11 protein-coding genes are annotated in these 14,056 nt (G+C 61.9%); 5 read left to right on the top strand and 6 right to left on the bottom strand.

The features are described 5' to 3' along the window. Positions 1-52: 52 nt before the first annotated feature. Complete coding sequence (gene orn, locus JFU04_RS01960) at positions 53-595, bottom strand: oligoribonuclease (RefSeq protein ID WP_010213620.1); 543 nt, start codon at positions 593-595, stop codon at positions 53-55. A gap of 108 nt (positions 596-703) precedes the next feature. Between orn and rsgA the strand changes: the two genes are divergently transcribed. Beyond that, positions 704-1,735 (top strand): small ribosomal subunit biogenesis GTPase RsgA, encoded by a 1,032-nt coding sequence (rsgA, locus tag JFU04_RS01955; protein ID WP_025858074.1) that lies wholly within the window; start codon positions 704-706, stop codon positions 1,733-1,735. Positions 1,736-2,334: 599 nt separating this feature from the next. On the opposite strand, the gene motB is transcribed toward rsgA, so the two are convergent. Further along, positions 2,335-3,357, bottom strand: coding sequence for a flagellar motor protein MotB (motB, locus tag JFU04_RS01950; RefSeq protein WP_201143424.1), 1,023 nt, complete (start codon positions 3,355-3,357; stop codon positions 2,335-2,337). A 3-nt stretch (positions 3,358-3,360) separates the two neighbouring features. Further along, positions 3,361-4,212, bottom strand: coding sequence for a flagellar motor stator protein MotA (motA, locus tag JFU04_RS01945; protein ID WP_065900103.1), 852 nt, complete (start codon positions 4,210-4,212; stop codon positions 3,361-3,363). Between the two features lie 167 nt (positions 4,213-4,379). Here motA and JFU04_RS01940 point away from each other — a divergent pair, with 167 nt between their 5' ends. The 3 genes from JFU04_RS01940 to asd are packed head-to-tail and all read left to right on the top strand — an operon-like array spanning position 4,380 to position 7,665. Further along, entirely contained in the window at positions 4,380-5,915 is a 1,536-nt protein-coding gene (locus JFU04_RS01940; RefSeq protein WP_201143423.1) for an HDOD domain-containing protein, read from the top strand. A gap of 57 nt (positions 5,916-5,972) precedes the next feature. Next, positions 5,973-6,788 carry a rhodanese-like domain-containing protein gene (locus tag JFU04_RS01935; protein WP_065900099.1) on the top strand — a complete coding sequence of 272 codons (816 nt, stop codon included), beginning with the start codon at positions 5,973-5,975 and terminating at the stop codon, positions 6,786-6,788. 16 nt (positions 6,789-6,804) lie between these two features. After that, entirely contained in the window at positions 6,805-7,665 is an 861-nt protein-coding gene (asd, locus tag JFU04_RS01930) for an archaetidylserine decarboxylase (RefSeq protein WP_065900098.1), read from the top strand. 142 nt (positions 7,666-7,807) lie between these two features. On the opposite strand, the gene serB is transcribed toward asd, so the two are convergent. Next, positions 7,808-9,022 carry a phosphoserine phosphatase SerB gene (gene serB, locus JFU04_RS01925; RefSeq protein WP_065900097.1) on the bottom strand — a complete coding sequence of 405 codons (1,215 nt, stop codon included), beginning with the start codon at positions 9,020-9,022 and terminating at the stop codon, positions 7,808-7,810. Between the two features lie 133 nt (positions 9,023-9,155). On the opposite strand from serB, the gene JFU04_RS01920 reads away from it, so the two are divergent. Beyond that, positions 9,156-10,682: an AhpA/YtjB family protein gene (locus tag JFU04_RS01920; protein WP_065900096.1), complete on the top strand. Its 1,527-nt coding sequence runs from the start codon at positions 9,156-9,158 to the stop codon at positions 10,680-10,682. A gap of 204 nt (positions 10,683-10,886) precedes the next feature. On the opposite strand, the gene JFU04_RS01915 is transcribed toward JFU04_RS01920, so the two are convergent. After that, positions 10,887-11,594, bottom strand: coding sequence for a PqiC family protein (locus tag JFU04_RS01915; protein ID WP_065900095.1), 708 nt, complete (start codon positions 11,592-11,594; stop codon positions 10,887-10,889). A 177-nt stretch (positions 11,595-11,771) separates the two neighbouring features. Beyond that, the gene (parC, locus tag JFU04_RS01910) at positions 11,772-14,036 is read right to left on the bottom strand and encodes a DNA topoisomerase IV subunit A (protein ID WP_106805323.1); all 2,265 of its coding nucleotides are present in this window, start codon (positions 14,034-14,036) and stop codon (positions 11,772-11,774) included. Positions 14,037-14,056 lie beyond the last annotated feature (20 nt).

Here is a 14,056-nt window from a genome sequence, read left to right as displayed (position 1 = left end):
CGAATGTGGGAGCGGGCTTGCTCGCGAAGGCGCCGGGCCAGGCGCCACAGATTCAGGCCTTGATGAAGTGTTTGCGGTAATGCTGCAGCTCGGCGATCGACTCGCGGATATCGTCCAGCGCCAGGTGCGTGCTGCCTTTGTGGAAGCTGTCTTTGACTTCCGGCGCCCAGCGCGCGGCCAACTCTTTCAGGGTCGACACGTCCAGGTTGCGGTAGTGGAAGTAGCTTTCCAGCGCCTTCATGTGGGTATACAGGAAGCGACGATCCTGGCAGATGCTGTTACCGCAGATCGGCGACTTGCCCTTGGGCACCCATTTTTCCAGGAAGGCGATGGTTTCGGCCTCAGCCTCAGCCATGCTGATGCGGCTGTCGCGCACGCGCTGGGTCAGGCCGGAGTTGCCGTGGGTGCGGGTGTTCCATTCATCCATGGTGGCGAGCACGGCATCGCTGTGGTGGATGGCGATCACCGGACCTTCGGCCAAGGTGTTGAGGTTGCTGTCGGTGACAATGGTGGCCATCTCGATGATGACGTCGGTGTCGGGGTTCAGACCGGTCATTTCCAGATCGATCCAAATCAGGTTCTGTGGGTTTTGCATGGCTTGATTCTCTTGGCACCTTGGCTTAGCTGCGCAGTTTAGCAGGCAGGGGCGTGCTAGACTCGCGACCGTTTTACCCAACCTTTGCATTATCGACACGGAACACCAATGGCCAAACGCCAGCTCAATCGTCGCCAAAACTGGCGCATCGAAAAGATTCAAGGCGAACGCGCCGCCCGCGCCGCCAAACGTGAATCCTCCGCCGTGGAAGCGCTCGAGGGCGGCGACCTGGGCCCCGAACAGACAGGCCTGGTGATCGCGCACTTTGGCGTGCAGGTCGAAGTCGAGGCGCTGGAAGGCGAACTCGCCGGCCAGGTGTTCCGTTGCCACTTGCGCGCCAACCTGCCTGCGCTGGTGACCGGCGACCAGGTCGTATGGCGTGCCGGCAACCAGGGCATCGGCGTGATCGTCGCCCAGTTGCCGCGTACCACCGAGCTACGTCGCCCTGACAGCCGTGGCCAGCTCAAGCCGGTGGCGGCCAACGTCGACATGATCGTCATCGTGTTCGCGCCGCTGCCCGAGCCCCATGCCAACCTGATCGACCGTTATCTGGTCGCCGCCGAACACGCCGGCATTCGCCCGCTGTTGCTGCTGAACAAGTTCGACCTGATCGACGAGCAGAACGCGCCTGCGCTCAATGCGCTGCTGGCGGTCTACCGCACCCTGGGTTATCCGGTGCTGGAAGTGTCGGCGCATCACGGCAATGGCATGGAACAGCTGCAACAGCAGTTGGACGGCCGCATCAGCGTGTTCGTCGGCCAGTCGGGCGTGGGCAAATCGTCGCTGGTCAACAGCCTGCTGCCGGAAGTCGACACCCGGGTCGGCCCACTGTCGGAGCTGTCCGGCCAAGGCACCCACACCACCACCACCGCGCGATTGTTCCACTTCCCCGGCGGCGGCGAACTGATCGACTCCCCCGGCATCCGTGAATTCGGCCTCGGCCACGTCAGCCGCAGCGATGTGGAAGCGGGCTTTATCGAATTCAATGACCTGATCGGCACTTGCCGCTTCCGCGATTGCAAGCACGACCGCGAGCCGGGTTGCGCCCTGCTCAAGGCCCTGGAAGATGGGCGTGTGCAGCAGCAACGAATGAACAGCTATCGGTCGATTATTGCGAGCTTGCCCGAGAGCAGTTATTGAGGGGCCATTTCTTGATACCTATAAATGGCAGCACCAAGCACCCTAGCCCATTGATTTAAAGGGTGCTGGCATCAAGAATCCGTGCAACTGGGTGGCCAATCGATGCAAGCCAGCTTGAATTCGAAATTCCTGATGCCCATGATCGCTCCGTCACCAGCGCAAGCTGGCAGGAGTCTGGATCCTTTTCGAGGTTGATCCAGCGGCGCAGAAGGGGCGAAGCAAGCTCCACTGCGCGTCGAATGAAGCCGCCTTCGGGCGGCTTTGCTTTTTGTGGGGCATTTACGATTGACTCTCTACTATCACCCCAACAAGACGACGTTCTTCTTTGCGATTTCACACGAGGCTTCGTTGCCCCTGAAATGCTACAAAGAGCTGTGGGTGAAGTGCGACATGATTTACACCGTCAGCTTCGAGCGCCTGGATAAGCTCCATAGAAAGACTCGAGCAAAAGGTCGAGAATATTTCGTGCCCCGGCTGGACACCAACGACATGCGAGGTGTTATCAGTGGAGTCAAAGCCTATCTCCCTCTTTGATAAGACATGAAAAACGCCCCGATCAACCGGGGCGTTTTTCATTGTTGAGGTGGGCTGCTTGCAGCCTAGGAGCCCGTTGCAGGCGCCGTAGGATCCTTCACCCCGCCATCATCGAACAGGTTCAACTTCTGGCGCAGCTCATGCGCCGGCAATGGCTCCTGGCCGGGCGGGATGGCGTTCGGGTCGGCCGGCACTTCGCCGGGCGCACCGTCGCCTGTGGTCGGAACCGGTGGCGCGGCGTGCTGGTCGCCTTCGATGGCACGCTGGGCCTTCTTGGTCAGCACGACGATGTCGATACGGCGGTTGATCGGGTTGAACGGGTCCTTGGGATCAAACAGCTGCGAGGAGGCAAACCCCACCACGCGCGCTACTTGCGGGTCCGGATAGCTGCCGGCGACCAGGGCGCGACGCGCCGCGTTGGCACGGTTGGCCGAGAGTTCCCAGTTGCCGAAGTCACCCTGGCCCGCGTACGGCTTGGCGTCGGTATGACCGCTGATGCTGATCTTGTTCGGTACCGCCTTGATGGTGTCGGCCATCGCCAGCAGGATGTCTTCAAAGTACGGCTTCAACCGCGCGCTGCCCGAGTCGAACATCGGCCGATTGGCCGCGTCGGTGATCTGGATGCGCAAACCGTCCGGCGTGATCTCGAACGAAATCTGATCCTTGAATTTGAGCAACTGCGGGTTTTCCTCGACCTTGGTCTGCAGTTCTTGCAGCAACAGCTCAAGGCGTTCCTGCTCGACTTGCTCAGCCATGGCCTCGACGGTATCGCGCTCGATCGGGATTTTTTCCTGAGGCGATTCGGTCTTGATTTCCGGGTTGATGGTGCGCTCCGGCGCCAACTGCGGCGAGCCGCCCAGGTCGATCACGAAGGGCGTACCGCTTTCCGAGAAACCAATAGGGTCCTTGAAGTAGCCGGCGATGGCGATCTTCTGTTCGGGCGTGGCGGTGGACATCAGCCACAGCACCAGGAAGAACGCCATCATCGCCGTCGCAAAGTCGGCGAAGGCGATTTTCCAGGCGCCGCCATGGTGCCCCGCAGCGAAGCGCTTGACGCGCTTGATGATTATCGGCTGGTTGTTTTCCATGGCTTAGCGACCGCGAACCGCTTGTTCCAGCTCGGCGAAACTTGGGCGATGTTTCGGGTACAGCACCTTGCGACCGAACTCCACCGCCAACGACGGCGGCATGCCCGACGCCGAAGCCACCAGGCACGCCTTGATCGCTTCGTAGAGGTTCACCTCTTCCTTGGCATCGTGGGCCAGGGAGGTAGCCAGCGGGCCGAAGAAACCGTAGGCCGCGAGAATACCGAAGAAGGTACCGACCAGGGCCGCACCCACGTGCATGCCGATGGCCTTCTGGTCGCCTTCGCCGAGGGACGCCATGGTCACCACGATACCGAGTACCGCCGCGACAATACCGAAACCGGGCATGCCGTCGGCGATGCCGGTCACGGCGTGGGAAGGATGTTCCAGCTCTTCCTTGAGGCTGAACAGTTCCATGTCGAACAGGCCTTCCAGCTCATGGGGTGCCATGTTGCCGGAGGACATGATGCGCAGGTAATCGCAGATGTAGGCGGTCATGCGCTCGTCTTTGAGCACGGCCGGGTACTTGGCGAAAATCGGGCTGGCCGCAGCGTCTTCGATGTCGGCTTCGATGGCCATCATGCCTTCGCGGCGGCTCTTGTTGAGGATCTCGTAGACCAGGCCCAGCACGTCCAGATAGAAAGAGTGGGTGAAGCGCGAGCCGAACATGCCCAGCGACTTCTTGATCACGTGCAGGGTCATGTAGCCGGGGTTGGCCTGCAGGAAGGCGCCAAACGCTGCACCGCCGATAATCAGCACTTCGAAAGGCTGGATCAGCGCGGCAATTTTACCGTGGGAGAGGACGTACCCGCCGAGCACACTTGCGATGACGACGATGATGCCGATAATTTTAGCCATAGGAGATGAGTACTTGCGCCGTCAGGTTCATGGACATATTTGGAGGAACTGAAAAACTCTTGTTCTACTTATCGGCAAAACTGCGCCAGACTATAGCCCGTTAAGGCGAAAAGCCAGTTCGGCCCGTTCCGGGCGTGTTGACCGCAAGTGATGATCGCGCCCCAATCATGGCTAATGAAACGACAGTCCCAACTGCAAAACCCAACTCCCTCGCTGCTTGGATCAAGCGCCTGGACGACGTGCTGCTGCCTGTTCCCCAGGCCAGCCACGAACGCGTATGCAAAGCCATCCGCGATAGCCGCAGTTCGTTGCGAGACATTGCCGAACTGATGCAGAACAGCCCGGCCCTCGTGCTCAGCGTGATGCGCGAGGCCAATAGCCACACACATGGCAGCATGACGGCACCGGCGGAAAACCTTGAAGTGGCGCTCAATCGCCTGGGCCTCAAGCGCGCCGAAGAGTTGCTGGCACGCCTGCCCTCGGTCCCCGCCCAAGAGATTCCGGCGGCGTTGCGCCAATTGCTGCTGGTCAGCCAGCATGCCTCGCAGCAAGCCAACGGCTTGTTCGGCAGCCGCCTGGCGCGGTTGTGGCAAGACATTCACTGGGGCAGCCTGCTATTCCTGTCGCCGCTGTGGCCGATGGCGGTGGCCTACCCCAAGCTTCTCGAAGAGTGGGAACTGCGGGTTATCCACAAAGGCCAATCGGCGCGTGCAGTCGAGCAGGAATTGTTCGGCGTGCGTCTGCTGGACCTGTGCCTCGGCCTGACCGAAACATGGCACCTGCCGATCTGGGTATCCCAGGGCTATACCCTGCTGCGGAACGAACAACGCCTGCTGGTCAAGGCGCTGCATATCGCCCGCGAAGATGACCCGTTGCGCCACCAGCAATTGCTGGATGCCGACCCCAACCTGCGGCGCTGGCTGAATCAGCCGGCCAATACGGTACTGCTGGCCAACGGCCTGGCGATGTCGGCCCAGGAGTCCTGGACCTGTCCGCACACCCAGCGCTGGCAATACCTGACCGCGCTGTACCTGCAACAGCCTTTGGGCGACGTGCAGCAACAGGTGCACCAGCAAGCCGTCACCAGTGCGCGCACTACCTTGATGCCGGACCTCTGGCACCCGGCGCTGTCGCTGATCTGGCCATGGCATGTGCAGAAGATCCACCGCGGCCTCCTGCCGGCCCCGCCGCCGACCGCCGAGGCCCTGGCGGTGTGGCGCAAGCGCTGCACCGAATTGCTGGTGGAACCGAGCCGCTTCGCCAACGCCATGCACCTGACCACCTGCGCCAAGGAGGCCCTGTCGGCCAGCGGCATGCAGCGGGTCATGCTGCTGATGACCGACCGCGCCCAGAGCACCTTGCGTGCGCACCAGGTCGACGGCCTGCCCAAGGACGCCGCCAACCTGAGCCTCGATGTGGTCCACAGCACGCTGCTGCAGCGCTTGCTGGAAAAGTCCGCCCAGGTGCGCCTCACGCCTGACAACCACGCGCAATTCTCAGCGCTGCTGCCGCCGATCCTGCGGCGCCTGTTCACCGGCGAGCACCTGCTGCTGCGCTCCCTGAGCTGCAATGGCAAGGTCGTGATGCTGATGGTCGCCGACCAGGGCGGTGGGCCGTTCTCGGAAACCACCGTGCAGGCCTTCGGCAAAACCGCCCAATGCATCGAGAAAGCGCTGCACAGCTTTACCAACCGCAGCGCCTGATGCTTGCGCTACAATCGCCCTCTTTTATCGCCAACATTTGTGCCCAGGAGACCTCACATGCCTGACTTCTCTGGCTTGCCGCTGGTGATCGAGTCCAGCGACCTGCTCGGTCGACTGGATGCCGAACAGCTGATTCTGGTGGACCTCACCAGTGCCGCCCGCTACGCCGAAGGGCACATCCCCGGCGCGCATTTCGTTGACCCCAAGCGCACCCAGCTGGGCCAGCCGCCGGCGCCCGGCCTGCTGCCCCACAAGGCCGACCTGGAAAAACTCTTCGGCGAACTGGGCCACACCCCGGACGCCACCTACGTGGTCTATGACGACGAAGGCGGCGGTTGGGCCGGACGCTTTATCTGGATGCTCGACGTGATCGGCCATCAGAAATACCACTACCTGGACGGCGGCCTGCTGGCGTGGCTGGCGGAACAACACCCGCTGTCCACCGAGGTCCCGCCAGCGGTCGGTGGCCCGGTCAGCCTCACGCTGCACGAGGGCCCCACCGCCACCCGCGAATACCTGCAAAGCCGCCTCGGCGCGGCCGACCTGGGGATCTGGGATGCGCGCGGCCCGCTGGAATACTCTGGCGAAAAAGTGCTCGCGGCCAAAGGCGGGCACATCCCCGGCGCGGTGAATTTCGAATGGACGGCCGGCATGGACAAGGCGCGCAACCTGCGGATCCGCCGCGACATGCCGCAGATCCTCGAAGACCTCGGGCTGACCAGAGATAAAGAGATCATCACCCATTGCCAGACTCACCACCGCTCTGGCTTCACCTACCTGGTGGCCAAGGCGCTCGGTTATCCGCGAGTCAAAGGTTATGCCGGTTCCTGGGGCGAATGGGGCAACCACCCCGACACCCCCGTCGAGATTTAAGAGTTAAGGACAGTTAATGAAAAAGCAGTTGTTTATCCTCAGCCAGTACCTGCTGCCGCACCACCTGCTGTCGCGGTTGGCCGGCTGCATCGCCGAATGCCGCGTGCGCTGGTTCAAGAATGCCTTCACCCGTTGGTTCGCCAAGCGCTATCAAGTGGACATGTCCCAGGCCCTGGTGGAAGACGTGACTGCTTATGAGCATTTCAACGCCTTCTTCACCCGCGCCTTGAAAGACGGCGCGCGCCCGCTGGATCAAACCCCAGGCGCAGTGCTGAGCCCTGCCGATGGCGCGGTCAGCCAACTGGGTCCGATTGAGCACGGCCGTGTGTTCCAGGCCAAGGGCCACAGCTTCAGCGTGCTGGAACTGCTGGGCGGCGATGCCGCCGTGGCGGCGCCGTTCATGGGCGGTGATTTCGCCACCATCTACCTGTCGCCGAAAGACTACCACCGCGTGCACATGCCACTGGCCGGCACCCTGCGGGAAATGGTCTACGTGCCGGGGCGGATTTTCTCGGTCAACCAGACCACCGCCGAAAACGTGCCGGAGCTGTTTGCGCGCAACGAACGTGTTGTCTGCCTGTTCGATACCGAGCGTGGCCCGATGGCAGTGGTACTGGTGGGCGCGATGATCGTGGCGTCGATTGAAACCGTGTGGGCCGGCCTGGTCACGCCGCCGAAGCGCGAGCTGAAAACCTTCCGCTACGACGAAGCCGCACGGGCGCCGATCCACCTGGAAAAAGGTGCGGAACTGGGTCGCTTCAAGCTGGGTTCCACCGCGATCGTGCTGTTCGGGCCAGATCAGGTGAAGTGGGCAGAAGAACTGGTGGCAGGTTCGCCGGTGCAGATGGGCCAGGGTATCGCACTGCCGAAAGCCTGATCTGAATCTGACGAAAATCAACATACAGGAGCCGGGCTTGCCCGCGATGGCGGTGTTTCAGTCAACCCATCTGTGACTGAAGTACCGCCATCGCGGGCAAGCCCGGCTCCCACAGTGACCGCATTCCTGCAATTGAATCAGCTTATAGCTGACCGTCGCGATCACGGAAACCCAACAGGTACAGCACCCCGTCCAGCCCCAGCGTCGAGATCGCCTGCTTGGCCGATTGCTTGACCAACGGCTTGGCCCGGAACGCCACACCCAGGCCGGCAATCGCCAGCATCGGCAAGTCATTGGCGCCGTCACCGACCGCAATGGTCTGCTCCAGGCGCAAACCTTCCTTGTGAGCCAATTCCTTCAGCAGATCGGCCTTGCGCTGCGCGTCGACAATCGGCTCCACCGCCACGCCAGTCACCTTGCCATCCACCACTTCCAGCTCGTTGGCGAACACATAGTCGATGCCCAGCTTGGCCTGCAATTGCTTGGCGAAGTAGGTGAAGCCGCCGGACAGGATCGCGGTTTTGTAGCCCAGGCGCTTGAGCTCGGCGAACAGCGTTTCGGCGCCTTCAGTCAGGCGCAGCGATGCACCGATGGCGTCCAGCACGCTCACATCCAGGCCCTTGAGCAGCGCCAGGCGCTCCTTGAAGCTGGCACGAAAATCCAGCTCACCGGCCATGGCCCGCTCGGTGATCGCGGATACCTGCTCACCGACGCCGGCCGCCTTGGCCAGTTCGTCGATGACTTCGGCTTCGATCAGCGTGGAATCCATGTCGAACACCGCCAGGCGACGGTTGCGCCGGAACAGCGAGTCTTCCTGGAAGGCGATATCGACATTCAGCTCCTGGGCGACGCTGAGAAATTCGGCGCGCAGGGCCTGCGGATCGGCCGGCTCGCCGCGCACGGAGAACTCGATGCAGCCCTTGCCCTGGTCGGCTGGGGTGTCCAATGGCATGCGACCCGACAGACGGTCAATATGGTCGATATTCAAGCCGTACTGCGCGGTGATGGAGCTGACACGCTGCAATTGCTCGGCCGTGACCTTGCGGGTCAGCAGGGTAACGATGTGGCGTTTCTTGCCCTGGCCGGCCACCCAGTGCTGGTAATCGGCTTCGGACACCGGGGTAAAACGCACCTGCTGATCGAGCTTATAGGCCGTAAACAGGATGTCCTTGAGCACCGAGGACGCCTGTTCATTGCTCGGGATCTCCACCAGGATGCCGAACGACAAAGTGTCGTGGATCACCGCCTGGCCGATGTCGAGAATGTTCACACCACCCTGGGCCAGAACACCGGTAATGGCTGCGGTGAGACCCGGTCGGTCTTCACCGGTGATGTTTATCAGGACAATTTCGCGCAAGGCGCACCCCCAGGCTGGAAAAAAACCGCATTCTACCCACTTTCAGTGACCATCGGGCACAGCCAGCGCTTTGCCGGTCTTGGGCCTGTCGCTATACTGCGCGTCAACTTCACGGACCAAGAGCCGAGCTCAAGTGAACCGGCCCACGCCAGTAAAAACCGACAACTTCTTCCTGCTGATCTTCCGGGCACTGCGCCACCGCCGTGTACCGATCGCATTACGCATCGCCAGCCATAACGTGATCCTGGTCGCTCTGGCCCTGGTGATCTACGCCTGCGTGATGGGTTTGCAGTTCAAGCAGGCCATGCACGAGCAAGCCGACGCCCTGGGCGAAAGCTTGACCACCCAGACCGCCACCTCGGCGACTGAGCTGCTGGTGTCCAACGACATCCTCAGCCTCAACGTGCTGCTCAACAACCTGACCAAGAATCCGCTGGTGGCCCACGCCGCCATCTACAGCGTGGACAACCGGATCATGGCCGAAGCCGGGCAACGCCCGAAGAACGGCCTGCTGGGTGAAGCGGAAGGCTTGTACCAGAGCAATATTACCTTTCAGGATGTGAAGGCAGGCCAACTGCGCATCAGCCTCGACATGCAACAGTTCCAGCAGCCGATGACCATTAGCCTGCAGAGCATGGGCATCCTCAGCGCGATCCTGCTGGCATTGGCCCTGGCCTTGAGCCTGCGCCTGGGTCGGCATATCTCCACGCCGCTGATGCAACTGCGCATCTGGCTACGGGATATCGACGAACACACCCCGGCCACCGACCGCCAGGACGAAATCGGCGACCTCGCCCGCCAACTGCACGCAAGCTTCGCCCCGGAACCGGTGGTACCCGAGGTCGAGCCCGAGCCAGAATACGACGATACCGACTACGACGACGAACCCGAGTTCGAAGTGCGCGACCTGCGTGACCCGGGCTTTGACGAAAGCGCCCCGGTAGCGGGCTTGAAGCCGGCGACACGCCAGGCCTTCAAGGCCGAAGAGGACGAGCTGGACGACGAAGACCCGTTCGCCGACCTGCGCGATACCACCTCGGCCAACACCGCGCCCAAGCCGGCGCCGGTGCGCAGCAGCGAACCCCAATACAGTGCCGTCCTGGCCGTGCAACTGGGCGCCCAGGACCAACTGCGTCGCCTCCCCCGCGCTCGCCTGACCGAGCTGCTGGAACGCTACCGCGACTGCCTGGACCAGGCCGCCTCGCTGTACCAGAGCGAACTGCACACCCTGAACGACGGCAGCACGCTGATGTTGTTCCACAGCGAAGACAGCGGCGAAGACTACCTGACCAACGCCATTTGCTGCGGCGAGCTGCTGCGCGCCCTCGGCCATGAGTTGCAGATCGAAGTGGCTGACAGCGGCATCACCCTGCAACTGCAGCTGGGCCTGACTGTCGGCGATGATCTGTTCGGCATGAGCCAGATCGACCTGCTGCTGACAGAAATCGCCCAGGACGCACTGGCCCTGTCCCAGCACAGCCGCAACCTGCTGCTGGTGGAGCGCAAGATCAGCGAAGACACGCTGATCCGCCAGCGCGCGCGCATCCGTCCAATTGCCAGCCCTGAAGGGGCAAGCTGTGTGGAGCGCTTGATGGAGCCTTATCCGTCGATGCTGGAGCGGCAGTTGGCACGGATGCATGAGACCCGCGCGAAGGGCTGAAGAACAGCGCTTGGCCGACTGTAGGAACGGGCTTGTGTGGGAGCGGGCTTGCTCGCGAATGCAAAGGGATCAGCCAATGAATTCGTTGACTGAACACCGCTTTCGCGAGCAAGCCCGCTCCCACATTGAGCCCACGGCGTGACTCAAATCGCAGGCAAAAAAAGGCCCGCTGAATCAGCGGGCCTTTTTTATCTGTGGTTCAGATCAGAACCTGAACACTTCCATATCCGTACGAATCGGCGTAGCCATCGGCATCTTCGGCTTTTCCGGCGCTGCCGGCTTGGCCTGTACCGGGGCTTGCTTGCGCGGGGCCTCGGCAATCGGCGGCTGGTTGGCCAATGGCTTGAGGGCCACCGACAACTGCTGTGCCAGATGCTGCAGCAACACGCCCTGGGCCTGGACCTGGGACGCGGTGGTGCCGGTGTGCTCTTCCTGCAGATGCACGATGCGGTTATCGCGCACCTGGCCACGACGGTCGATCAAGCGCCATTGCGCATCGAGGATCGCCGGCTGCGAAGCGCCGGAGTCGAGCCGGGTGATGGTCAGCAGGACCTGCACATCCGGGGTAAAGCCGGTTGGCGCGGGCGCGAGCACCACACGCTGGCTGTCCAGGTGACCCGCGACCTGGCGCAACATCAGCTGGTTGATATCGGAGGACAAACTGCCCGCCCAACGACCATCGGTGGAACCTTGCAGGCTGCCGTCGTTCTGACGTTGCAGCAGGGTTTCACGTTGCAGGTAGTCAGCCACGACCACCGGACCCAGCAAAACCGCCATGCCAGCGGTTTGCGCTGGCTGCGCCGGACTTCCGCTGTCCAGCTGGTACAGCGACACCGGCTGGTGTGTGCTGCAACCCGCCAGCCCCAAAAGGCCAGCGAGCATGAAAATAAAAGGAAGGCGTGGAGCAGTCATCATCCCATCCAGGTGGCTGCCACAAGGCGAACCACAATGTAATACTTAAAAATAACCTAAACACGCTCGGCCACGCCGGCGCTGGAAAGGCCATATCATCCGTGAATATGCGCCATGACTCCAGCGCCAAAGCGTCGATCTACGCGTTAAATCGTAGATCGAGGGCTCTAAACCACCTTAAACAGGTGTTTCCACCAACAAAGCATCCACCCGCTGGAAGCCACGCGGCAGTTTGTTGCCACGACGGCCACGCTCGCCCTTGTAGTGCTCGAGGTCGTCTGGGCGCAATGACAATGTGCGCTTGCCGGCCTGGAGGACCAGGGTGGCACCTTCCGGGATCACCGCGATGTCGGTCACGTACTCTTCGCGACTGGCCACCCGCTCACCGGGAATACCAATGATCTTGTTGCCCTTGCCTTTGCCCAACTGCGGCAGATCGCTGATCTTGAACACCAGCAGGCGCCCTTCAGTGGTCACCGACGCAAGCCAATTGCTCTCGCGATCGTCCACCGGCCGCGGCAGGATCACCTTGGCATTGTTCGGCAGGCTCAACAGCGCCTTGCCCGCCTTGTTCTTGGCCTGCAGGTCTTCACCCTTGACCACGAAGCCATAACCCGCGTCGGAGGCGATCACGTACAGCGCATCGTCGTCCGGCAGCAGCACACACTCGAAATTCGCCCCTGGCGGCGGCGTCAGCCGGCCGGTCAACGGCTCGCCCTGTCCGCGCGCCGATGGCAAGGTGTGGGCCGGCACCGAGTAACTGCGCCCGGTGGAGTCGATAAACACCGCAAACTGGTTGGAACGCCCGGCAGCGGCGGTCTTGAAGCCATCGCCGGCCTTGTACGACAAGCCAGTGGCGTCAATATCATGCCCTTTGGCGGAGCGAACCCAACCCTTTTCCGACAGAACGACGGTAATTTTCTCGTTCGGCAGCAGCTCTGTTTCGGTCAGGGCCTTGGCTTCAGCGCGCTCGACAATCGGCGAGCGGCGGTCGTCGCCATAGGTTTCGGCGTCCTTGATCAGCTCGCTGCGCACCAGTTTCTTGAGCTTGGCTTCGCTGCCCAGCAGGGCCTGCAGCTTGGCTTGCTCCTTGAGTAGCGCGTCCTGTTCGTCGCGCAGCTTCATTTCTTCCAACCGCGCCAACTGACGCAGGCGGGTATCGAGGATGTAGTCAGCCTGGATCTCACTCAGCTCGAAACGCGCGATCAGCTCGGCTTTCGGGTGCTCGGCGGTGCGGATGATGTGGATCACTTCATCCAGGTTGAGGTAGGCAATCAGCAAACCGTCCAACAGGTGCAGGCGGCGCTCGACCTTGTCCAGGCGGAATTGCAGGCGGCGACGCACGGTCTGGATACGGAATTCCAGCCACTCCACCAGCAGGTTGCGCAGGTTTTTCAGCTGCGGCTTGCCGTCCAGGCCAATGATGTTGACGTTGACCCGGTAGCTGGACTCCAGGTCAGTACTGGCGAACAGGTGCTGCATCAGCACTTCGTGGTCGACCCGGCTGTTGGTCGGGATGATCACGATGCGGCAGGGGTTTTCGTGGTCGGACTCGTCACGCAGGTCGGCGACCTGCGGCAATTTCGACGGCTTGGCCTGCATCAGCGCGGCGATCTGCTCCAGCACCTTGGCGCCGGACACCTGGTGCGGCAGCGCGGTAACAATAATGTCGCCATCTTCGATGTGGTACACCGCGCGCATGCGCACCGAGCCCTTGCCGGTCTCGTACATCTTCAGCAAGTCGGCGCGGGGGGTGATGATTTCCGCTTCGGTCGGGTAGTCCGGCCCCTGGATATGCTCGCAGAGCTGCTCCACGGTGGCCTTGGGCTCATCCAGCAAACGGACGCAGGCGGTGGCGACTTCGCGCAGGTTATGCGGCGGTACGTCGGTGGCCATGCCGACCGCAATACCGGTGGTGCCATTGAGCAGGATGTTCGGCAAACGTGCTGGCAACACCAGTGGCTCGTCGAGTGTACCGTCGAAGTTCGGGCCCCAGTTCGCGGTACCCTGGCCCAGCTCGCTGAGCAGCACTTCCGAATAACGCGACAGGCGCGCTTCGGTGTAACGCATGGCCGCAAAGGATTTCGGATCATCCGGCGCACCCCAGTTACCCTGGCCGTCCACCAGCGTGTAGCGATAGCTGAACGGCTGGGCCATCAGCACCATGGCTTCGTAGCACGCCGAGTCGCCGTGGGGGTGGAATTTACCGAGCACGTCACCGACGGTACGCGCCGACTTCTTGTGCTTGGAATCGGCGTCCAGGCCCAACTCACTCATGGCGTAGATGATGCGCCGCTGTACTGGCTTCAGGCCGTCGCCGATATGCGGCAAGGCACGGTCCATGATCACGTACATGGAGTAGTTGAGGTAGGCATTTTCGGTGAAGTCAGCCAGCGACCGGCGTTCTACGCCATCTAAGCTGTCTGCGAGGATGTCACTCATGCGGGCCTCATCATTATTGG

Source organism: Pseudomonas sp. TH21, from assembly GCF_016651025.1.
Classification (GTDB): Bacteria; Pseudomonadota; Gammaproteobacteria; order Pseudomonadales; family Pseudomonadaceae; genus Aquipseudomonas; species Aquipseudomonas aylmerensis.
Note: the sequence above shows the minus strand (reverse complement) of the source record. Positions and strands in the feature narration are given on the sequence as shown.